Here is a 21394-nt window from a genome sequence, read left to right on the forward strand (position 1 = left end):
CCGTAGCGGTCCGTAAAAGATGAAAAAACTATTATTGGGATCTATCATTTTCGTCTTCTTAATGTCATGTGGAAATAAGAAGACGAAAATAGATCCCTTTGCTACCATTACAGAAATGGTGGACTCGGTCCATCATAAAACCGATACACTGCAACAGGCAGAAGTTAAGGAAGAACCGAAACCGATGGAAGCAGACGAGCTGTTTGATGATTTTATTTTCAACTATGCTTCGGATGATGCTTTGCAGAGGCAGCGGACATTGTTCCCTTTGCCCTATTATAAGGGGGATACTGTTGTGAAAATCGAAGAGAAGTACTGGAAGCACGATTATCTGTTCACCCAACAAAACTATTACACCCTGCTCTTCGACGATGAAGAGGATATGGAAGTGGTGGGAGACACCACACTGAAATCTGTGCAGGTAGAGTGGATTTACCTGAAGACCCACATGGCAAAGAAGTATTACTTTGAACGGAAAAACGGGATGTGGATGCTCGAAGCCATCAACCTTCGTAAGATAGAAACCGACGAGAATGAGGACTTTGTAGGGTTCTATACGCGTTTTGTGACCGATAGCTTGTATCAGAACCGGCATATATACAATCCGATGCAGTTCATCACCATAGATCCGGATGATGACTTCTCCATTCTGGAAACCACTCTTGACAAGAATCAATGGTATGCATTCCGTCCGACGATGCCCACTGATAAGTTGTCCAATATCAACTACGGACAGAAGAATGAGGACCAGTCGAATACCAAGATTCTGAAGGTGAACGGCATTGGTAATGGTTATTCCAATATCTACTACTTCCGGAAGCGGAACGGGCAATGGGAGTTGTACAAATACGAGGATACAAGTATCTGACCGGTGATTGATGATGAACGATTAATGATGAAAATACCTAATACATTCGGCATTGATGTTGCTGCTGCAAACTACCTGGAATACGGTTCGGAAGAAGAACTCCGGGAGCTGATTGCAGCAGGAAGCATTATCGTGCCCTATCTGCACATCGGTGGCGGCAGCAATCTGCTATTTATCAAGGACTATGAGGGCACGGTGCTGCACTCATGCATCGGTGGTGTGGAAGTGACGGAAGAGGATGAAGAAAAGGTGTCGGTACGTGTGGGTGCCGGCGTGGTGTGGGATGATTTTGTGGCATACTGCGTGGAGCAGGGCTGGTATGGCGTCGAGAACCTTTCGCTGATACCCGGTGAGGTAGGAGCGAGTGCGGTGCAGAACATCGGAGCTTATGGTGTGGAGGTAAAAGATTTGATAACCTCTGTCGAGACCCTGAACATTCGCGGAGAGAAGCATGTTTATCGGAAGGATGAATGTGGATACGCTTATCGCAGGAGCATCTTTAAACAACCTGACATGAAATCGGTATTTGTAACTTATGTAAATTTCTGCCTGAGCAAGGAGGAACATTATACGTTGGATTACGGAACCATCCGGCAGGAGATGGCAAAGCATCCGGTTACCGACCTGAAAACGTTGCGCCGCGTGATTATTGAGATCCGTGAGAGCAAACTGCCCGATCCGAAAGTGCTGGGTAATGCAGGGAGTTTCTTTATGAATCCCATTGTGCCGCGTGCGCAGTTCGAGGCTTTGCAACGTGAGTATCCGGGCATGCCGCATTATGACATGGGAACCGACCGCGTAAAGATACCTGCCGGCTGGATGATAGAGCAGTGTGGCTGGAAAGGCAAATCGCTGGGACCTGCCGCCGTGCACGACAAGCAGGCATTGGTGCTTGTTAATCTGGGAGGTGCGACGGGAGCTGATATCGTGGCGTTGTCTGATGCCGTGCGGGCTTCTGTCCGTAGTAAATTTGGTATTGACATTTCTCCGGAAGTGAATTTTATATAGGTAATTAGATATTATGAGATTAAGAATATTAGGAAGTGGAACCTCTACCGGTGTGCCGGAAATAGGTTGCACTTGTCCGGTTTGTACTTCTGCCGACCCGCGGGATAACCGCTTGCGTGCATCCGCCCTGCTGCATACGGAGGATGCGGTAATACTGATAGATTGTGGGCCTGATTTCAGGGAACAGATGCTGCGTACCGCTTCTTTTGAGAAGATAGACGGTGTGCTGATTACTCACGAGCATTACGACCATGCGGGTGGACTGGATGATTTGCGTCCGTTCGGCCGTTTCGGCGATATTCCTATTTATTCGGATGCTTACACGGCCAATCATCTGCGGGTACGGATGCCTTACTGTTTTGTCGATAAAGCCTATCCGGGTGTTCCCCGCATTTACTTGCAAGAGGTGGAGGCCGGCAAGCCGTTCCAAATTTGTAGCACGGAGGTGCTGCCTGTCCAGGTGATGCACGGCCGATTGCCCATTCTGGGTTATCGCATCGGTAAACGTTTGGGATATATCACGGACATGCATACGATGCCGGAGGAATCTTATGAACAATTGAAGGGGTTGGACGTTCTGGTAATGAACGCCTTGCGTCCGGAACCGCACCCTACGCACCAGAGTATTTCCGAGGCATTGGAGGCAGCCGGACGCATTGGTGCTAAAGAAACTTATTTTATCCACATGAGCCATCATGCAGGGCTGCATGCCGAGCTTATAAAACAACTGCCGCCCCATGTGCATTTTGCTTATGATGGACTTGAAATAGATTTCTAAACTTTTTGAAACATTTGTTTTGTTTTATTAGTAGAAATACTTATTTTTGCAAAAAGTAGATGATTGAATGCCATGAAACTCCGACTTCTCATACAGACAGCTGTCGTTGTGTCCGTAGTGTTGCTATGTACGGGGTTTGGTGTGTATTCGTTTCTACGCTTGAACTCGGTGGAAGACCGACGGGAATTTAACCTTTATACGCTGGTGCCTCAAGATGCCATTGCCGTACTCGAAACCGATCGCATGGCGGATTTAGTAGGGGACATCAACGAACTGAATTGCAGCAAAGACAATCACTTCTTATATGTTTCCGAACTTTTTGTTTACCTGAAGAAGCATCTCTATACCTTGATGGAGGATACCCCACACGGATTGAGCAGGCAGATGAACAAAATGCTGATCAGTTTTCATGAGCCCGATACGCCGTTGAACCAGGTGTTGTATTGCACGCTCGGTTCGGGCGATTATGAGTTGGTAGAGTCTTTTGTGCAGAAGTATTGTTCCAGTACTTTCCCTTCCAGATTCTTTGATTATCATGGAGAAGAGATTCGCATCTACCCGATGTCGGACGGTCGTTTTCTGGCTGCCTACCTGACTTCGGACTTCCTGGCTGTCAGCTTTCAGAAGCGCTTGATAGAACATGTGATTGATGCGCGCCGTGACAAGAAGTCGCTGATGCACCAGCCTTCTTTTTGCGCCATGCATGCGGGCAAGCATAGCAATGTGGCGGCTACGGTTTATGTACGTATGAAGGCGGTGGATATGGGTAAACCTACGGATGGTATTCATCCGCAGACCAGAGTGGGCAGTTGGGCGGAATTTGATATGAAGTTCAATGAAGATGCTATTTATTGTTCCGGCATCAGTCACGATAACGATTCTACGCAAACTTTTATCAATGCCTTGCGTGGGCAGAAGCCTGTGGAAGGTTTTCTGGGAGCTTATCTTCCTGCATCTACATTCTTCTACGATCGTTGGGCACTTTCGGACAGGGAGGCTGTACTCGGTTTTACAGCCCGACAGGAGTACGCCAAGACTGCCTATTCGGATTATATAAAGAAACGGGATGAAGAGTGGATCTCTTTCTTGAACGATTATGCCGGTGAAAGTGTCTTGTCTTGTCTTTTTCAGTCGGGCGATACTTTGAACAAACTTCCCTGTGCGGTGATGTGTGTTCCTATAAAGAACATGCCGGCAGCCGAACGGCGTTTGCAATCTTTGTTATATACCACGCCCCGGGAGGAGGGTGCGCCGCCTATACCCGAGATTTCTCCCGATTATGCCCGATATCCTAAAGCCAGGAGGTTCAAACAGTATGTGCTGCCCCGCAATACGTTGCTCACTCAGATGACGGGCATCACGGAGTCTGCGCTCTATACTTTTGCTTGTTTCTATCGGGGGAATCTGCTATTGGCTCCGGATGCTGTCAGCCTTTCTGCATATATAGATGCGATAGAAAATGGCGAGGTGCTGGAAGGTACTCCGATATATGAAGAAGGAATCGGCAGCCTCTCTCCGAGTTATAATTTTATTATGATGGTAGATATGGAAGAAATGTTGCATCAGCCGGAGGCTTATGTCCGCCTGATACCGAACTTCTTCTTCCGTCAGGCCAAATTCTTCCGCCATTTCATGATCGCTATACAGTTCACGTGCCTGGAAGGGGTGGTTTATCCTAATGTTGTGTTGCTGTATAGGGGATAAATAGGTCTCATATAATAAAAGCTGTATTGGAATGACAATTCAAATTCATTCCGATACAGCTTTTATCATGTTCCTTTGGGGCTTTTAGAACGGCAGATCGTCTTTGGCATCCCCTGCAAGGAATTCCGGTGCGGCACTGGGTGCCGGTGGAGGAACGGGAGCGCCCGGTGCGGGTGCAGCGTTGCTTACGCGTTCTACTTTCCATGCACGGATACTGTTGAACCAGCGGTCTTGCCATTGACGTGCGTCTACGTCGAAAGATACTGTCAGCTCTTCACCCATCTGAATGTTGAATTGCTCAATTTTGTCTGCGCCGAATACGTCGAAGCACATTTTGCGGGGATATTGACCGTGATCTTCAATCACGTATTCCTGTGATTTCCACTCATTGCCTGACTTTGAAACTCCGCCTCTGGGCTGGAGTATAGCGATGATTTTTCCTGTAAATTCCATTGTTCTCTTTTTAAATGATGCGGCGAAGTTACAATTTTTTAGGAATATGAGACGAATAATAGGCTGTTTTTTCTTACTATTTCTTTGTCGTAGGGAATTCTTTTTTTAACTTTGTCCGTTAGTTTAAAAGATAGCAAAATAAAAAACTTAAATATACAGAAGATATGAAATTTATCGTTTCAAGTACTGCGCTCTCCAGCCGTTTGCAGGCTATCAGCCGCGTGATTAATTCGAAGAATGCACTGCCTATTTTGGATTGTTTCCTTTTTGAACTGCAAGACGGAACCTTGTCTGTAACAGTTTCCGACAGTGAAACAACGATGGTTACTACGGTCGAAGTAAACGAAAGTGATTCCGACGGACGTTTTGCCGTTACTGCCAAGACTCTGCTGGACGCTTTAAAGGAAATTCCGGAGCAACCGCTGAACTTTGAGATCAATACCGATTCTCTTGAAATTACAGTACAGTATCAAAACGGTAAATACAGCCTGATGGGGCAGAATGCAGACGAGTTTCCGCAGTCGGCCATGCTGGGTGACAATGCCGTACGTGTGGAAATGGAAGCACAAATATTGCTGGGCGGTATCAACCGCGCCGTGTTTGCTACCGCCGATGACGAGCTCCGCCCGGTGATGAACGGTATCTATTTTGATATCACGACAGAAGATATCACCATGGTTGCATCGGACGGTCATAAGCTGGTACGTTGCAAGACGCTGGCTGCCAAAGGCAACGAACGTGCCGCCTTTATCCTTCCCAAAAAACCTGCTTCTTTGATGAAGAACCTGCTGCCGAAGGAACAAGGTACGGTAACCATCGAATTTGACGAACGCAATGCTGTGTTCACTTTGGAAAGTTATCGCATGGTGTGCCGTCTGATCGAAGGACGCTATCCTAACTATAACTCTGTAATCCCGCAGAACAATCCGTATAAGGTGACGGTAGACCGCCAGCAACTGGTAGGGGCGCTGCGCCGTGTGTCTATCTTCTCTTCACAGGCAAGCAGCCTTATCAAACTGCGCATGCAGGAGAATCTGATTGTGATTTCTGCACAGGACATCGACTTCTCCACTTCGGCAGAAGAAACGCTGGTTTGCCAATATGCGGGCAATCCGATGAGCATCGGTTTCAAATCTACTTTCCTGATTGATATCCTGAACAACATTTCTGCGGAAGAGATAATCATCGAATTGGCAGATCCGTCACGTGCAGGTGTCATCATTCCGGTAGAGCAGGAAGAAAATGAAGATTTGCTGATGTTGCTGATGCCGATGATGCTGAATGACTAAATTTGAAATACAGTAGACAAGTTGACGAGTTGACAAGTTGACGAGGGAATGAGAAGGCAAAAACAATCCCTTTTGTAGACTTGTCAACTCGTTTCCTTGTTGCCTAAATAATAAGAATACAATGAAATTAAATCTGAAAAACCCGCTTGTTTTTTTCGATTTGGAGACTACGGGTACCAATATCAACTCAGACCGAATTGTCGAAATCTGTTATCTCAAAGTATATCCTAACGGGAACGAAGAGGCCAAGACCATGCGCATCAACCCCGAAATGCATATTCCTGCCGAGTCATCGGCTGTTCATGGCATTTATGATGAAGACGTGGCCGATTGCCCGACTTTCAAAGAGGTAGCCCGCAACATAGCCAACGACATCGAAGGATGCGACCTGGCCGGTTTCAATTCCAATCGTTTTGATATCCCCGTTCTGGCAGAAGAGTTTCTACGTGCCGGGGTGGATATCGACATGAGCCGCCGCAAGTTTGTGGATGTGCAGGTTATCTATCACAAGATGGAACAGCGTACTCTGTCTGCCGCCTATAAGTTCTATTGCGGCAGGAACCTGGAAGATGCCCATACGGCAGAAGCCGATACCCGTGCCACTTACGAGGTGCTGATGTCTCAACTGGACCGTTATCCGGAGTTGCAGAACGATGTTGCTTTCCTTTCCGATTATTCCAGCTATAACAAGAATGTAGACTTTGCAGGCCGCATGGTCTATGATGACAAAGGCGTGGAGATATTTAATTTCGGTAAGTACAAAGGTATGTCGGTATCGGAGGTCTTGAAGCGTGATCCGGGTTATTACAGCTGGATACTGAACAGCGACTTTACGCTGAACACCAAGGCCATGCTGACCAAAATACGTTTGCGTGAAATGACTCAGAAATAACTTTCGAAGTTATGGCAAATACACTGAAAGGGAAAAAAATAGTATTGGGCATTACGGGAAGTATTGCCGCGTATAAAGCATGTTACATCATCCGCGGGCTGATAAAGCGCGGAGCAGAGGTGCAGGTGGTCATTACTCCTGCCGGTAAGGAGTTCATTACTCCTATCACTCTGTCTGCTTTGACCAGCAAACCGGTCATCAGTGAATTCTTTGCCCAACGTGACGGTACGTGGAACAGCCATGTAGATCTGGGCTTGTGGGCGGATGCCATGCTGATAGCTCCGGCAACAGCTTCCACCATCGGCAAGATGGCAAACGGAGTTGCGGACAATATGTTGATTACTACTTATCTTTCGGCCAAAGCACCCGTGTTTGTGGCACCTGCCATGGACCTGGATATGTATGCCCATCCTTCCACGCAAAAGAATCTCGACACGCTCCGTTCTTATGGCAACCATATCATAGAACCTGCCACGGGAGAGCTTGCCAGCCACCTGGTAGGGAAGGGGCGTATGGAGGAACCTGAAAATATCATCCGTCATCTGGAGATGTACTTTGCTTCCAAAGAGGGAGACCTGGTAGGAAAAACAGTGATGATAACGACGGGACCCACTTACGAGAAGATCGATCCCGTGCGGTTTATCGGTAACTATTCTTCCGGCAAGATGGGATTTGCGCTTGCCGACGAGTGTGCCAGCCGGGGAGCTAAAGTGATATTGATCGCAGGACCGGTTCAGCAGACTACTCACTTCCCGATGTGCCAATACCATAAGGTGGAATCGGCGAAAGAGATGTTCGATGCTGCTTATGCTTGTTTTGGAAATGTCGATGCCGCGATTTTGTCCGCAGCAGTGGCTGATTATACTCCCGAACAAGTGGCTGACGAGAAAATAAAACGGGAAAAGACCGGAGACATGACGTTGAGACTGAAACCGACACAAGATATAGCTGCTTTCCTGGGAGAGCTGAAGGATAAGATCGATGCCCGGAAAAGAGTGCTCGTAGGCTTTGCCCTTGAAACGAACAATGAGCAACTGAATGCCGAGGATAAACTCAACCGGAAGAATCTGGACTTCATTGTGCTGAATTCTCTGAATGACAAGGGAGCCGGTTTCCGTTACGATACAAACAAAATCAGTATTATCGACCGCGAAGGAAAGACCGACTATCCGTTGAAATCGAAAGCCGAAGTCGCTGCGGATATTGTAGATAAACTGGTGAAAGTATTGAAACACTAAGATACATTATGTTGCGTTCACTTTACATACAAAACTATGCGCTTATCGAAAAACTTGATATAAGTTTCGGTAGCGGCTTCTCCGTGATAACCGGTGAAACGGGTGCCGGGAAGTCCATTATTCTGGGAGCCATCGGTTTGTTACTGGGGCAGCGTGCCGATGTGAAAGCCATTCGCATCGGGGCTTCGAAATGTGTCATTGAGGCCCGTTTCGATATCTCTGCCTATGGCATGCAGCCTTTCTTTGAGGAAAATGAGTTGGAGTATGAGGAAGAATGTATCCTCCGCCGCGAAGTGTCTGCTTCGGGCAAAAGCCGGGCGTTTATCAATGATACGCCGGCCTCACTGGTGCAGATGAAGGAATTGGGTGAACAACTGATTGACGTGCATTCCCAACATCAGAATCTGTTGCTGAACAAGGAAGGCTTCCAACTCAATGTGCTGGATATTCTGTCGCATAACGAGGATGCTCTGTCTGCCTATCAAACCGTATATCGTGAATGGAAGCAGGCGCAGCAGGACCTGGAGGATCTTATGGCTCGTGCCCGGCAAGATAAGACGGACGAAGACTATATCCGTTTCCAGTTGGAGCAGTTGGAAGAAGCCCGTCTAAGTGCCGGTGAGCAGGAAGAACTGGAGCAGGAAGCAGAGATGCTGAGCCATGCCGAGGAGATCAAGGCCGGGCTGTTCCGTGCAGGCCAGATACTCTATTCGGATGAAGGAGGATTGACTTCCGGACTGAAGGAGTGTCTGAATACGATGCTCGGATTGCAGAATGTCTATCCGGCTGCCGGAGAGTTTGCCGAGCGTTTGGAAAGTACCTATATAGAATTGAAAGATATCTCGCAGGAGATTTCCGACAAGGAAGAAGAAGTAGAGTTTAACCCTGAACGCTTGGAGGAAGTGAACGAGCGTCTGAATCTCATTTATACGCTCCAGCAAAAGCACCGGGTATCTACGATAGACGAGCTTCTGGCACTGACGGATGAATATGCCGCCAAACTTTCGGCCATTACTTCATCGGAAGAAAATATAGAGGAACTGAAGGCGCGTTGCGATACCTTATATAATAAGGTGAAAAAGCAGGCTGCTGTTCTTACTAAAGCCCGTACAGCTGCTGCCCGCGAAGTAGAGAAACAGATGGCGGCACGGCTGATTCCGTTGGGCATGCCCAATGTTCGTTTCCAGGTAGAGATCGGCATCCGCAAGGAGCCGGGCATACATGGAGCGGATACCGTCAACTTCTTGTTCTCGGCCAATAAGAACGGAGCATTGCAGAGCATTTCTTCGGTGGCTTCGGGAGGCGAAATAGCCCGTGTCATGCTGTCTATCAAGGCCATGATAGCAGGTGCCGTCAAGCTCCCCACCATTGTGTTCGATGAAATAGATACCGGTGTGTCCGGCGAGATAGCCGACCGCATGGCAGATATCATGCAGGAAATGGGAGAACAAGACCGCCAGGTTATCAGCATCACCCATTTGCCTCAGATTGCTGCCCGCGGATGTGCCCATTACAAAGTATATAAACAAGATAACGAAACCGAAACAAACAGTCATATCCGCCGCCTGACCGACGGGGAGAGGGTAGAGGAGATCGCACACATGCTGAGTGGAGCTACTTTGACCGAAGCGGCGCTGAACAATGCCAAGGTTTTGCTCGGAAATAGTAAATAGTTAAATCATAAATAATCAGATGGTTGATAATAGTGAAATGATTTTCGGCGTTCGTGCCGTGATAGAAGCCATTCAGGCAGGAAAAGATATCGATAAGATATTGGTGAAGAAGGATATTCAGAGTGACTTGTCCAAAGAGTTGTTCGCTGTCTTGAAGGGGACGTTGATACCGGTGCAGCGCGTTCCGGTAGAACGTATCAACCGCATTACGCGCAAGAATCACCAGGGAGTGGTTGCCTTTATTTCATCGGTCACTTATCAGAAGACCGAAGACCTGGTGCCGTTTCTTTTCGAGCAAGGCAAGAATCCTTTGTTTGTGATGCTCGACGGAATTACGGATGTCCGCAACTTCGGAGCCATTGCCCGTACCTGTGAGTGTGCGGCAGTAGATGCAGTGATTATCCCTGCCAAGAACAGTGTGACGGTCAATGCGGATGCTATGAAAACTTCTGCGGGAGCGTTGCATACCTTGCCCGTTTGCCGCGAACATAGTCTGAAGGAAACCCTGCAGTACCTCAAGAACAGCGGGTTCCGCATTGTAGCGGCTACCGAAAAGGGAGACTACGATTACGATAAAGCAGACTATACCGGTCCGATGTGCATCATCATGGGTGCCGAAGACAAAGGTGTCTCTTATGATAATCTGGCGTTGTGCGACGAGTGGGTGAAGATACCGATGTTGGGAACGATTGAGTCCCTCAACGTATCTGTGGCTGCCGGTATTTTGATTTATGAAGCAGTGAAACAAAGAAACAACTAAGATATGAAAAAGAAATTGCTGTTGATGCTCACCCTCTGTTTATTGGCTCAGTGGAGTGTGGCGCAAGCCCCCAAATGGGTAGATAAAGCCAAGCGATCTGTCTTTTCGGTGGTAACTTACGACCAGAACGATAAGATATTGAATACCGGGAACGGTTTCTTTGTAACGGAAGATGGTGTTGCACTGTCCGATTATACGTTGTTTAAAGGCGCCCAGCGTGCGGTCGTCATAAGTTCTGAAGGTGCGCAGATGCCGGTGGAAACAATTATGGGAGCTAATGATATGTACGATGTTGTTAAGTTCCGTGTCAGCATTGGCGGGAAGAAAGTTCCTGCACTGACGCTGGCGGCTACTGCTCCGGCGGTGGGTGCCGATGTTTATCTGTTGCCGTATTCTACCCAGAAAGACCGTTCCTATACAGCCGGAAAGGTAAAAGAGGAGGATAAGGTGGCAGGACAATACTTTTACTATACCCTCGACATGCGTCTGAAGGACAAGATGGTGAGTTGCCCGGTGATGACCGTGGACGGTCAGGTCTTTGGTCTGGCTCAGAAATCATCCGGTCAGGATACTGCTACCATCTGCTATGCCATTGATGCAAATTTTGCCATGGCGCAGAATGTATCGGCGCTGTCGTACGGTGATATGTCACTGAAAGGCATCGGCATTAAAAAGGCATTGCCCGATACGGAGGAACAGGCTTTGGTATTCTTGTACATGGCTTCTGCACAGCTTACCCCGGAGAAGTACATGGAACTTCTGAACGACTATATAGCCCAATATCCCAATAGTGCCGACGGTTATCTCCGTCGTGCTTCCCAGCAATTATACCTGTCTCAGGAAGATGCTTCCATGGATAAGGTTACTGCAGATATGGATAAGGCGCTGGAAGTTGCGGTGAAGAAAGATGATGCTTATTTCAATCGTGCCAAGATGATTTACAACTACGTATTGAGCAAACCGGAGAAAGCATATAAGGATTGGTCGTATGACAAAGCTCTGGAAGAAATAAAGAAAGCGCTGGCTATTGAAGAGCTTCCCGTATATGTTCAGATGGAAGGTGACATCTTGTTTGCGAAGCAAGATTATCCGGCAGCATATACTTGTTACGACAAGGTAAACAAAACAAATCTGGTATCTCCGGCTACCTTCTTTAGCGCTGCCAAAACCAAAGAGCTGATGCAGGCGCCCGCCGAAGAGGTGTTGGCTTTGATGGATAGCTGCATGGTTCGTTTCACCCAGCCGTATACGGAAGAAGCCGCTCCTTACCTGTTGGAGCGTGCCCAGGCACGTATGAATGCCGACCAGGCACGTAATGCCATGTTGGATTACGATGCATACTATAAAGCTGTGAACGGAAATGTAAACGATCTGTTCTACTATTATCGCGAACAGGCTGCCTTGAAGGCCAAGCAATACCAACGTGCGCTTGACGACATGGCCAAGGCTATCGAACTGAACCCGGATGATCTGACGTATCGTTCGGAATTAGCGGTGATAAACATCCGTGTGGGACGCAATGACGAGGCTATGGAAGTGCTGAAGGTAGCCTTGGAAAAAGATCCTAAATATGCAGAAGCCTATCGCCTGATGGGAATCGCGCAGATTCAGATGAAGAAGGACAAGGAAGCTTGTGCAAGTTTTGCCAAGGCGAAAGAGCTGGGCGATCCTAATGTGGATGCGCTGATTGAAAAGCATTGTAAATAAAGAAAAAATAAAGGCTCTGTTTTCACAAGCAGGGCCTTTATTTGGGGAAACTCCCCCAAGTTTAATGTTAAGTCTAGGTGTAAACAGGTTATGAGTGAAATTACTACTTTTGTATATTTATCTAATAAATGCGCGAATTTCAGGAATACTGCACATGCCTCCGTTTTTTTTCACCATGGAATGACTAATGATTATTAATTTAATAAACTAACAGAAGTATGAAAAAAGTAATTTGCAGCCAGAAGGCACCGGGTGCCATCGGTCCTTACAGTCAGGCTATTGAAGCCAACGGAATGATATTTGTTTCAGGACAGCTTCCTATCGATGCAGCTACCGGAGTAATGGCAGAAGGTGCCGAGGCACAAGCCCGCCAGTCTTTGGAGAATATAAAGCATATCCTGGAAGAAGCGGGATGGGGCATGGCAGATATTGTAAAGACAACTGTTTTCCTGGCAGATATGTCTTTGTTTGCCGATATGAATAAGGTTTATGCCACCTATTTTGACGGCTCATTTCCGGCACGTTCGGCTGTTGCGGTGAAAGCATTGCCCAAAGATGCCTTAGTGGAGATTGAGTGCATCGCGGCTCGCTAATAAATCTGCTACAATAAAGCTACTGCCTCCTACGAAGATAAAATCTTCCGGGAGGCTTTTTTCTTGTGCTGCACGTACGGCGGCAGGCACATCGGGATAGCAGGTTCCTTGCAGTCCTGCAGCAGAAGCGAGATCCTGCAATTCCTTTTCGGGCAATGCACGTTTCACACTGGCTTTTGTAAAGTAATAAATAGCTTCCCGGGGGAGTAATGCCAGCACACCCCGGATGTCCTTGTCGTTCACCATACCTATCACGATGTGCAGCTGGCGGTAGGATTGTTGCCTCAGTTGTTCTACAATGTAAGTGATGCCACCTACGTTATGTCCGGTGTCGCAGATCAGGGCAGGGGCATCCTGCAACTTCTGCCAGCGTCCCATCAGTCCTGTCAGTTCAACGACGTGGGCAAAGCCGCTGCGTATGGATTGTTCGTCCAGACGGTAATTGGCTTCTTTCAGAAGGGGGAGGGCAGTCAGGACGGTACGGGTATTCTTTATCTGGTAGAGTCCTTTCAACTCGCATTCTACGCCGGAGTAATCTTCGCGGTCATTCTCTTCGGCAAAATAGATGGGAGCATCCATCTCTTGTGCCTTTTTCAGGAATACGGGTTTGGTTTCGGGAGTCGTCTCGCCAATCACAACGGGGACACCGCTTTTGATAATCCCTGCTTTCTCCCCGGCTATCTTCTCCAATGTATCTCCCAGAAACTGCGTGTGGTCAAAGCTGATATTGGTGATGATGCACAAGTCCGGGTGAATGATGTTGGTACAATCCAGACGGCCGCCAAGACCCACTTCGATAACAGCTACATCTACCTTTTCATCGGCAAAGTAACGGAAGGCCATTGCGGTGGTCAGTTCAAAGAATGATGGTTGCAGCGGTTCGAAAAAACTGCGTTCCTCTTCTACAAAACGGATCACGTATTCTTCCGATATCGGCTGGCCGTTGACCCGTATGCGTTCGCGGAAATCCACCAGATGCGGAGAGGTATAAAGTCCCACCCGGTAACCCGCTTCTTGCAATATGGCGGCAATCGTGTGAGAGCAAGATCCTTTTCCGTTCGTCCCCGCTACATGTATGCTGCGGAAGGCATGGTGCGGATGTCCGAAGTGCGCATCCAATGTCAAAGTGTTTTCCAGCCCCTCTTTGTACGCCGAGCCGCCTATCTGCTGGAACATGGGCACACTGTTATATAAGTAAGTTAAAGTGTTCTGATAATCCATCTTTTATAAAATTTAACGGGGAAGCAATCCTTTCTCCTTATTTATTTGTTTATCTTTAGAAGCAACAAAGATAGTGCAAACCGCAAGCAGTACAAAATAAGCTTGCTTATTTTTATTGTTGAGGTGCCGCCTGTCTTATCTAAAGATATTAACAATTTAAATCTAACTGAGTATGGGAGCTAAGAAAAATTTTGTGATCGACACGAACGTTATCCTTCACGATTATAACTGTCTGAAGAATTTTCAGGAAAATGACATTTACCTTCCCATTGTAGTCCTCGAAGAACTGGATAAATTCAAGAAAGGCAACGAGCAGATTAATTTCAATGCCCGTGAGTTTGTCCGCGAACTTGATTTGATTACCGATGACAACCTCTTTACCAAAGGTGCCCCCCTGGGCGAAGGCCTGGGACGCTTGTTTGTGATTGCCGGTACGGTAGATTCTCCCCGGGTGCGCGACTCTTTCCCCGAACGCATCCCCGACCATCAGATTCTGGCAGTGGCAGACTGGCTTTCCGAGAAGAAACCGAAAATGAAATCCATCCTTGTTACGAAAGATATAAATCTTCGTATGAAGGCCCGTTCCATCGGCTTGCTGTGCGAAGACTATATCAACGACAAAGTGGTTAATGTAGATATATTCGAAAAGTCGAATGAAACCTTCGAAGGAGTCGATCCTACTTTGATAGACCGCATTTACTCTTCCAAAGAGGGATTGGATATCAGCGAATTCGATTTTAAGGATATCATTCATCCCAATGAATGCTTCGTGCTGAAGAGCGACCGCAGCAGTGTGCTTGCGCGCTATAATCCATTTACCCATTCCGTTTGCCGGGTGAACAAGATGAAGAATTACGGCATCGAGCCGCGTAATGCCGAGCAAAGTTTTGCTTTCGAAGTTCTGAACGATCCCAATATCAAATTGGTGGCTCTGACCGGTAAGGCAGGAACCGGTAAGACTTTATTGGCATTGGCTGCCGCCCTTGGTAAGCTCACTGATTATAAGCAAATTCTATTGGCACGTCCCATTGTGGCTTTGTCTAATAAAGACCTGGGCTTCCTCCCCGGGGATGCGAACGAAAAAGTAGCTCCTTATATGCAACCGTTGTTCGATAATCTGAACGTAATCAAACACCAGTTCGCTTCCAATTCTTCCGAAGTAAAACGCCTGGAAGATATGCAGAAAAGTGAACAGCTGGTTATCGAAGCCCTGGCTTTTATCCGTGGACGCAGTCTGAGTGAGACCTATTGTATCATCGATGAAGCCCAGAACTTGACTCCCCATGAGATAAAGACCGTTATAACCCGTGCCGGTGAAGGCACAAAGATGGTGTTCACCGGTGACATCCAGCAAATAGACCAACCCTATCTGGATAGCCAGTCCAACGGGCTTGTCTATATGATTGACCGCATGAGAGACCAGAACCTGTTTGCCCATGTAAACCTGGTGAAGGGAGAGCGCAGCCAGCTGAGCGAACTGGCAAGTAATTTGATGTAAGAAAAGTTCTTTATTGTGGAATACTCCCTTTCTATCCCGTTCTCTTTCTGTTAAAAGAAGAGGCGGGATAGTCTTCTTTATGGGTGATAATTTTTTATTATAACATTTTTCATCTGTTTTTTGTCTGCTTTGACCAAAATAATGTATCTTTGCGTCGCCTAAAACAAAATTGTCAAGTGTAATGAAGCGAAAAATTTTTCGTCGGTACCTTTCTGCGAAAGTGTTGCCGATATGGACTATTCTGTTAATTGACGTGTTTATAATCGTCATATCGACACTATTGGCCTATGCTCTCCGGTATGATTTCAGAAGTATCTTCCTGGAATCGTCTACTATCGATAAAACTATTTTATGGACGGTGGTCATTAATCTTATATTTTTCCGTGTATTTCGTACCTATTCCAACGTACTGCGCTTTTCTTCGTTTGTAGATATCATGCGGATTTTTGTGTCGTTGACCGTGTCGTATGCACTGTTGATGATTACCAGCGTTCTTACGGAAAGCTATCTGGACTTTCATCTGGCTCCGGTCAGCGTGCTGTTCATGTCTTATATCATCAGTTTTGCCATGATGGCATGCTCGCGTGTGGTTGTCAAGACTTTCTTTGAGGCATTGAATTTTGACGGTACGCACAGTGCCAATGTGTTTATCTACGGCGCCAAGGAAGCCGGCGTTAATATTGCCAAAGCGTTGCGCGTCAATTTGCGCAACCACTACCGTTTGCGTGGATTTATTGCGGATGAACCGGAACTGATCAATAAGGTGATGATGGGTGTCAGGGTATTCCCCAATGACGATACTTTGATCGATAACCTGAGTGACCGTGATGTGCATACTATCATCATTTCTCCTGCCAAGATGGAGGAGTTGAAGAAATCGGATATGGCCGATCGTCTGCTGGCGCATAACATCAAGCTGATGACTGCTCCTCCGTTGAGTGAGTGGAACGGCCAGGTCCTGAACCGTACCCAATTGAAAGAAATCCAGATTGAAGACCTTTTGCAGCGCGATCCTATCGAGATCGATATTCGTAAGGTGGCTTCCCATCTGGAGGGCAAGCGGGTTATGATTACCGGTGCGGCCGGTTCCATCGGTAGTGAAATCATGCGTCAGGTAGCATCCTTCAATCCCTATAAACTGATTCTGGTGGATCAGGCTGAAACTCCTTTGCACGACATCCGCCTGGAATTGCAAGACCGCTGGCGCGATATCGATGCGGAAACCATTATTGCCGATATCTCTAATGCAACCCGTATGGAGGATATCTTCCGGGAGTTCAAGCCTCAGTACATTTTCCATGCTGCCGCTTATAAGCATGTACCGATGATGGAGGATAATGTTTCCGAATCAATTCAGATCAACGTGTTTGGCACGCGTACAATTGCCGATTTGGCTGTGAAGCACGGTGCGGAGAAGTTTGTGATGATTTCTACCGATAAGGCTGTCAACCCTACGAATGTAATGGGATGCTCCAAGCGTATATGTGAAATCTATGTGCAGTCTTTGGCTAAGAAATTGCAGAAGGAGGGAAAACAGGCCACGCAGTTTATCACGACCCGTTTTGGTAATGTATTAGGTTCCAATGGCTCTGTTATTCCCCGTTTCCGCGATCAGATACAGCGCGGTGGCCCGGTGACGGTGACCCATCCCGAAATTATCCGTTATTTCATGACCATTCCCGAGGCTTGCCGCCTGGTACTCGAAGCCGGCAGTATGGGTAATGGGGGAGAGATATACATCTTTGATATGGGCAAACCGGTGAAGATTGTAGACCTTGCCAAGCGCATGATCAGTCTTTCGGGACGTACCGATGTGAAGATTGAATTCACGGGTCTTCGTCATGGCGAGAAACTGTATGAGGAGTTGCTCAATGTGAAAGAGTTGACCAAGCCGACCTATCACGAGAAGATCATGATAGCCACTGTGCGCGAATATGATTATGATGAAGTGAAGGAACGCATACAGAAGCTGATCGACGTAAGCTATACTTACGATCAGATGAAGATCGTAGCTGCCATGAAGGATATCGTTCCGGAGTTTGTCAGCAAGAATTCTTGCTTTGAAGCATTGGATAAGAAGTCTTAAAGCGAATTTACTAAAATAGAAAACGCCCCGTAACATCATTACGGGGCGTTTTCGTTTTCAATATCTCTTTATTCCTTATTCGCGTGAAGAGAAATATTTCAGGAATTGCGTACGCTCGAACATATTGACTCCCTTCGGATCATTTACGTTCAGGATGCCCTTGAACTGATTGACAGTTTCCATTCCTTTGCGGTCCATCCATAAATTAAGGAAACGAACGAACTCTCCGATGATTGAAACGGAGTTCTGATAAAGTACGCTGCATATTTCTACGGCCGATGCACCTGCCAGTATCGCTTTTACAACTCCTTCAGGAGAGTGGATGCCACCGGAAGCGGCATAATCCAAATTGGTAACGGCTGCCGAGGCGATGCCTATCCAGCGCAATGCTTTGGACAAATCTGCTTCGTTGCTGAATACATTGCCCGAAGCTTGTACCATCTTTTCGATGTTGATATCCGGTTGGTAGAAACGGTTGAACATCACTACCGCAGCAGCACCGTTCGCATACAACTGGTCGATGAGCGCTATCGGGTTGGTAAGATTGTCTCCCAGCTTCATGATAACGGGAATCTTAACGGTTTTCTTGATGTGGCTTAAGATGTCAATGTGGCGTTGCTCAAAAGAGCCGTAAGTGTATTGCACATCCGTTTGCAAGGCGAGGATATTAATTTCCAATGCATCTGCGCCGGCTTCTTCTATTTTCGTTGCAAATTCTATCCAGTCGGCATCCTGATAGCAGTTGATGCTGGCAATGATAGGTATGTTGCATACTTTCTTGCTCTCTTTAATCAGATTCAGGTATTCACCCAATTTGTGTTCGCGGATATATCCTACAAGGTAGTCACTGCCTTCGGGATACATGTTCGGGTCTCCCAGCCAGTCGGCTTCCATCATAATCTGCTCTTCAAAAAGCGATTTTAGTACGATGGCGCCTGCGCCTGCTTCAGCTAATTTCTGATTTTTTGCTGCACTGTCTGTCAGTCCGGAACTGCTGATAATGATCGGGTTTCTCAGTTTCAACCCTGCAAAAGTAGTTTCTAATGTTGCCATGATAATGTAATTTAATAGTTTCTTTCTCCGAAAATTTTGCTTCCTACGCGTACTAAAGTGCTTCCGGCTGAGATGGCTTCGTGATAATCGTGAGACATTCCCATGGATAACTCCCTGAAATACTCTGCGTCGGCAAACCAGGTGGCTTTCGCTTCCTGGAAGAAGCTACTTAATGAACAAAATTCAGCCTTGATTTGTTCGACGTTGTCTGTGTTCGTTGCCATGCCCATCAGTCCGCATATCCGGATGTTTTTTAGCTCCTTCCATTCGCCGCCTGCCAGCATCTCCCGGCATTCGTCCGGACTGAATCCGAATTTGGTTTCTTCGCGGGCAATATGCAGTTGCAGCAGGCAGTTCACGGTTCGGTCTGCCTTTGCAGCTTGCTTGTTGACTTCTGCAAGCAGCTTGTAGGAGTCTATGCCATGGATCAGCGCTACGTAGGGAACAATGTATTTTATTTTATTGGTTTGCAGATGCCCGATGAAATGCCATTCTATGTCTTTGGGAAGACTTTCGTACTTGGCCGTCATTTCCTGCACCTTGCTTTCTCCGAACACATGCTGTCCGGCACGATATGCTTCTTCTATCGCCTCGTTGGGGTGAAATTTGGAAACAGCCACCAGTCGTACCCCTTCAGGCAGTTCGCTCAGTACTTGTTTTAGATTCTCTGCAATGTTCATACTTTTATCGATTGAAGATTGACGATTAAAAGTTAATCAGACTTCCGGTTTGTCATCAGGTTCTGCGCTGTAGGGATATACGTCCATAATCGCAGTTTCTGCTACAGATCCGATCTGATAATCGGCCATCGTGCCTTTCATCCCTTCATCCAACTTCTTCACTGCATCACGCAAGTCGGCAGCCTGTACCAATACCTGGGTCGATGTTTTCTTTTCGGCACCGCTTTTTTCATCCAGTGTGATGAATATTAGTTTGCATTTAAACCAGCGGTCGGCGGCTTCTTCTTCGCTGGGGAACAATTCGCTATAGTTGGCACGTTTGATGTCCGATACGGTGAATTCTCCCGAAATGAACGGTGTCATTTCTTCGATGATGCGCGCTTCTGCCTCTGTAAAGCTGAGGGCATCTACGAGATACGGTTCGGTTACTTTCTTGTTCATTCCGTTTTCCATTGTTTTCTCGTAACGGATCTTGCACTCAAACCATGTATGCATTGCCATAATTTTCTGTTTTTTAGTTAGTGATTTATTGTTACTTAAGTTACTTATACCTATCCCTTATGCGTGCCTGGGCTTGCAAAAGGGAGTACAAAGATAGGCAAAAACTAATAGATTTTACCCAATCCGTGGGAATATATTGATGAATAAAAAGCTTCAAATCTTTTTTTCTTATGTCTTTATCATACAATGGCTGTGTGCTTCTCCAAACTCTTTTCATTAAGACTTTTCAGCCTTTCATCTTGTTTCATAATCTTTTTTAGCAGATAATGGGGGATGTATGAAATCTGAAAAAGATGCAAAGGTGGGATGAAGTTGTGTGAATGAGGATAATCCTTTGAAGAGAAGTTACTGAAAATGTAATATTGATGCGTAAATGATTGATATTTAGATGTGTATTGGAAGTTTTTAGAAGTGTCTTTTAAACGTTCGTTTAATGGACGCAAAGATAATGCTGTTTTTTTTATCCGCAAAATGTTTAATAAAAATCTTTTAGATTATATCTCTATTTGTTGCGTAATCTGTTGGTGTCTAGTACAATGGGATTCATTCTCTATAATTTAAAATTCCGTTCTCTTTTATTAAACTCTACTACTTCTGTTTTTCTAAATCTTGACGTCCAAAAAACGAACGTCTATTGAACGCTTTTTGCTTGTAATTACTTCGTTTATAGCTTTTTACCTGCAAGGTAATGAACAACTACATAAAATCTGTTGGCAAGAAGAGTACAAAGCTTGTCGTATTTCATATAAAGTGCTCGCAAGTGATTGAATTTCAAGTGTATGCAAGAAATTCAAAGCCCCGGGAGAACACCCTTTTCTGAAATAATCATAGGATGGAAACAGAGAAAGAGAGCGAAATATGGTATGCCATGCGTGCTACTTACCGCAGAGAGCCCGATGCCATGCGGTTGCTCGAAAAGGAAAAATTAGGTTGTTTCGTCCCCATGCAATACAAAATCAGCATGAAAAAAGGGAAGAAAGTCCGCGCTTTGGTTCCCGTCGTTCACAATTTGCTCTTTGTCCATGCCCGTCCCTCTGAATTGAAGCGTGTCAAGTCGCAGGTCACTTACCTGCAATATATCACCGATACTCGTAGTGGACAGAAGATCATCGTCCCCGACAAGGATATGCAGCGTTTCATCGCCGTATCCGGTACCTACAACGACCATCTCCTATACTTCCAGCCTGACGAACTGAACTTGTCAAAAGGCACTAAAGTTCGTGTCACAGGTGGAGAATTCGAAGGCCAGGAAGGTGTTTTCCTGAAAGTAAAAGGTGCCCGCGACCGTCGTGTAGTCATCCAGATACAAGGTGTCATCGCTGTTGCCATGGCCACCATCCACCCGGATCTTATAGAAGTAATCAAATAACATCTGAAATCATAAATCATAAA

Annotated in this window: 19 protein-coding genes; 14 read left to right on the plus strand and 5 right to left on the minus strand. The window is 46.5% G+C overall.

Annotated elements, in window-relative coordinates; genetic code table 11:
• Positions 1–19: 19 nt before the first annotated feature.
• From AAE250_RS21120 to AAE250_RS21135, 4 genes are all read left to right on the plus strand, one after another.
• Positions 20–868 (plus strand): DUF4348 domain-containing protein, encoded by an 849-nt coding sequence (locus tag AAE250_RS21120; RefSeq protein ID WP_294602469.1) that lies wholly within the window; start codon positions 20–22, stop codon positions 866–868.
• Positions 869–892: 24 nt separating this feature from the next.
• On the plus strand, positions 893–1876 hold the full coding sequence (gene murB, locus AAE250_RS21125; RefSeq protein WP_294602472.1) for a UDP-N-acetylmuramate dehydrogenase: 984 nt from the start codon (positions 893–895) through the stop codon (positions 1874–1876).
• A gap of 13 nt (positions 1877–1889) precedes the next feature.
• Entirely contained in the window at positions 1890–2654 is a 765-nt protein-coding gene (locus AAE250_RS21130; RefSeq protein WP_294602475.1) for an MBL fold metallo-hydrolase, read from the plus strand.
• Positions 2655–2726: 72 nt separating this feature from the next.
• Positions 2727–4358 carry a DUF3352 domain-containing protein gene (locus tag AAE250_RS21135; protein WP_294602478.1) on the plus strand — a complete coding sequence of 544 codons (1632 nt, stop codon included), beginning with the start codon at positions 2727–2729 and terminating at the stop codon, positions 4356–4358.
• Between the two features lie 84 nt (positions 4359–4442).
• Here AAE250_RS21135 and AAE250_RS21140 read toward each other — a convergent pair whose 3' ends face one another.
• On the minus strand, positions 4443–4811 hold the full coding sequence (locus AAE250_RS21140; protein ID WP_294602480.1) for a DUF3127 domain-containing protein: 369 nt from the start codon (positions 4809–4811) through the stop codon (positions 4443–4445).
• 164 nt (positions 4812–4975) lie between these two features.
• On the opposite strand from AAE250_RS21140, the gene dnaN reads away from it, so the two are divergent.
• From dnaN to AAE250_RS21175, 7 genes are all read left to right on the plus strand, one after another.
• Positions 4976–6100, plus strand: a complete 1125-nt coding sequence (gene dnaN, locus AAE250_RS21145; RefSeq protein ID WP_294602483.1) for a DNA polymerase III subunit beta — start codon at positions 4976–4978, stop codon at positions 6098–6100.
• 121 nt (positions 6101–6221) lie between these two features.
• On the plus strand, positions 6222–6992 hold the full coding sequence (locus tag AAE250_RS21150; protein ID WP_294602486.1) for a 3'-5' exonuclease: 771 nt from the start codon (positions 6222–6224) through the stop codon (positions 6990–6992).
• Positions 6993–7003: 11 nt separating this feature from the next.
• Positions 7004–8230 (plus strand): bifunctional phosphopantothenoylcysteine decarboxylase/phosphopantothenate--cysteine ligase CoaBC, encoded by a 1227-nt coding sequence (gene coaBC / locus AAE250_RS21155; RefSeq protein WP_294602489.1) that lies wholly within the window; start codon positions 7004–7006, stop codon positions 8228–8230.
• 8 nt (positions 8231–8238) lie between these two features.
• The gene (gene recN, locus AAE250_RS21160) at positions 8239–9903 is read left to right on the plus strand and encodes a DNA repair protein RecN (protein ID WP_294602492.1); all 1665 of its coding nucleotides are present in this window, start codon (positions 8239–8241) and stop codon (positions 9901–9903) included.
• Positions 9904–9922: 19 nt separating this feature from the next.
• A complete protein-coding gene (gene rlmB, locus AAE250_RS21165; protein WP_294602494.1) occupies positions 9923–10663 on the plus strand; it encodes a 23S rRNA (guanosine(2251)-2'-O)-methyltransferase RlmB in 741 nt (246 codons plus the stop codon).
• A gap of 3 nt (positions 10664–10666) precedes the next feature.
• The gene (locus AAE250_RS21170; protein ID WP_294602497.1) at positions 10667–12370 is read left to right on the plus strand and encodes a tetratricopeptide repeat protein; all 1704 of its coding nucleotides are present in this window, start codon (positions 10667–10669) and stop codon (positions 12368–12370) included.
• A 218-nt stretch (positions 12371–12588) separates the two neighbouring features.
• Positions 12589–12963, plus strand: a complete 375-nt coding sequence (locus AAE250_RS21175) for a RidA family protein (protein WP_294602499.1) — start codon at positions 12589–12591, stop codon at positions 12961–12963.
• Here the strand turns inward: AAE250_RS21175 and AAE250_RS21180 are convergent.
• A complete protein-coding gene (locus AAE250_RS21180; protein WP_294602501.1) occupies positions 12931–14184 on the minus strand; it encodes a bifunctional folylpolyglutamate synthase/dihydrofolate synthase in 1254 nt (417 codons plus the stop codon). The genes AAE250_RS21175 and AAE250_RS21180 overlap by 33 nt on opposite strands.
• A 172-nt stretch (positions 14185–14356) precedes the next feature.
• Here AAE250_RS21180 and AAE250_RS21185 point away from each other — a divergent pair, with 172 nt between their 5' ends.
• Positions 14357–15682 carry a PhoH family protein gene (locus AAE250_RS21185; RefSeq protein ID WP_294602504.1) on the plus strand — a complete coding sequence of 442 codons (1326 nt, stop codon included), beginning with the start codon at positions 14357–14359 and terminating at the stop codon, positions 15680–15682.
• A gap of 181 nt (positions 15683–15863) precedes the next feature.
• Entirely contained in the window at positions 15864–17768 is a 1905-nt protein-coding gene (locus tag AAE250_RS21190; RefSeq protein ID WP_294602506.1) for a polysaccharide biosynthesis protein, read from the plus strand.
• 75 nt (positions 17769–17843) lie between these two features.
• On the opposite strand, the gene AAE250_RS21195 is transcribed toward AAE250_RS21190, so the two are convergent.
• The 3 genes from AAE250_RS21195 to AAE250_RS21205 are packed head-to-tail and all read right to left on the minus strand — an operon-like array spanning position 17844 to position 20002.
• The gene (locus tag AAE250_RS21195) at positions 17844–18821 is read right to left on the minus strand and encodes a dihydroorotate dehydrogenase-like protein (RefSeq protein ID WP_294602509.1); all 978 of its coding nucleotides are present in this window, start codon (positions 18819–18821) and stop codon (positions 17844–17846) included.
• A gap of 11 nt (positions 18822–18832) precedes the next feature.
• On the minus strand, positions 18833–19501 hold the full coding sequence (locus AAE250_RS21200; protein ID WP_294602512.1) for a YggS family pyridoxal phosphate-dependent enzyme: 669 nt from the start codon (positions 19499–19501) through the stop codon (positions 18833–18835).
• Positions 19502–19537: 36 nt separating this feature from the next.
• Positions 19538–20002 carry a DUF4494 domain-containing protein gene (locus tag AAE250_RS21205; RefSeq protein ID WP_294602514.1) on the minus strand — a complete coding sequence of 155 codons (465 nt, stop codon included), beginning with the start codon at positions 20000–20002 and terminating at the stop codon, positions 19538–19540.
• An 832-nt stretch (positions 20003–20834) separates the two neighbouring features.
• On the opposite strand from AAE250_RS21205, the gene AAE250_RS21210 reads away from it, so the two are divergent.
• Positions 20835–21371, plus strand: a complete 537-nt coding sequence (locus tag AAE250_RS21210) for a UpxY family transcription antiterminator (protein WP_294600952.1) — start codon at positions 20835–20837, stop codon at positions 21369–21371.
• Positions 21372–21394 lie beyond the last annotated feature (23 nt).

The sequence above is a fragment of the Bacteroides sp. GD17 genome (assembly GCF_038448625.1).
In the GTDB taxonomy this organism is placed as follows: Bacteria; Bacteroidota; Bacteroidia; order Bacteroidales; family Bacteroidaceae; genus Bacteroides.

Coding starts and splice junctions, on each gene's coding strand:
- AAE250_RS21120 (WP_294602469.1), top strand. CDS start 20: ATGAAAAAACTATTATTGGGATCTATCATTTTCGTCTTCTTAATGTCA.
- murB (WP_294602472.1), top strand. CDS start 893: ATGATGAAAATACCTAATACATTCGGCATTGATGTTGCTGCTGCAAAC.
- AAE250_RS21130 (WP_294602475.1), top strand. CDS start 1,890: ATGAGATTAAGAATATTAGGAAGTGGAACCTCTACCGGTGTGCCGGAA.
- AAE250_RS21135 (WP_294602478.1), top strand. CDS start 2,727: ATGAAACTCCGACTTCTCATACAGACAGCTGTCGTTGTGTCCGTAGTG.
- AAE250_RS21140 (WP_294602480.1), bottom strand. CDS start 4,811: ATGGAATTTACAGGAAAAATCATCGCTATACTCCAGCCCAGAGGCGGA.
- dnaN (WP_294602483.1), top strand. CDS start 4,976: ATGAAATTTATCGTTTCAAGTACTGCGCTCTCCAGCCGTTTGCAGGCT.
- AAE250_RS21150 (WP_294602486.1), top strand. CDS start 6,222: ATGAAATTAAATCTGAAAAACCCGCTTGTTTTTTTCGATTTGGAGACT.
- coaBC (WP_294602489.1), top strand. CDS start 7,004: ATGGCAAATACACTGAAAGGGAAAAAAATAGTATTGGGCATTACGGGA.
- recN (WP_294602492.1), top strand. CDS start 8,239: ATGTTGCGTTCACTTTACATACAAAACTATGCGCTTATCGAAAAACTT.
- rlmB (WP_294602494.1), top strand. CDS start 9,923: ATGGTTGATAATAGTGAAATGATTTTCGGCGTTCGTGCCGTGATAGAA.
- AAE250_RS21170 (WP_294602497.1), top strand. CDS start 10,667: ATGAAAAAGAAATTGCTGTTGATGCTCACCCTCTGTTTATTGGCTCAG.
- AAE250_RS21175 (WP_294602499.1), top strand. CDS start 12,589: ATGAAAAAAGTAATTTGCAGCCAGAAGGCACCGGGTGCCATCGGTCCT.
- AAE250_RS21180 (WP_294602501.1), bottom strand. CDS start 14,184: ATGGATTATCAGAACACTTTAACTTACTTATATAACAGTGTGCCCATG.
- AAE250_RS21185 (WP_294602504.1), top strand. CDS start 14,357: ATGGGAGCTAAGAAAAATTTTGTGATCGACACGAACGTTATCCTTCAC.
- AAE250_RS21190 (WP_294602506.1), top strand. CDS start 15,864: ATGAAGCGAAAAATTTTTCGTCGGTACCTTTCTGCGAAAGTGTTGCCG.
- AAE250_RS21195 (WP_294602509.1), bottom strand. CDS start 18,821: ATGGCAACATTAGAAACTACTTTTGCAGGGTTGAAACTGAGAAACCCG.
- AAE250_RS21200 (WP_294602512.1), bottom strand. CDS start 19,501: ATGAACATTGCAGAGAATCTAAAACAAGTACTGAGCGAACTGCCTGAA.
- AAE250_RS21205 (WP_294602514.1), bottom strand. CDS start 20,002: ATGGCAATGCATACATGGTTTGAGTGCAAGATCCGTTACGAGAAAACA.
- AAE250_RS21210 (WP_294600952.1), top strand. CDS start 20,835: ATGGAAACAGAGAAAGAGAGCGAAATATGGTATGCCATGCGTGCTACT.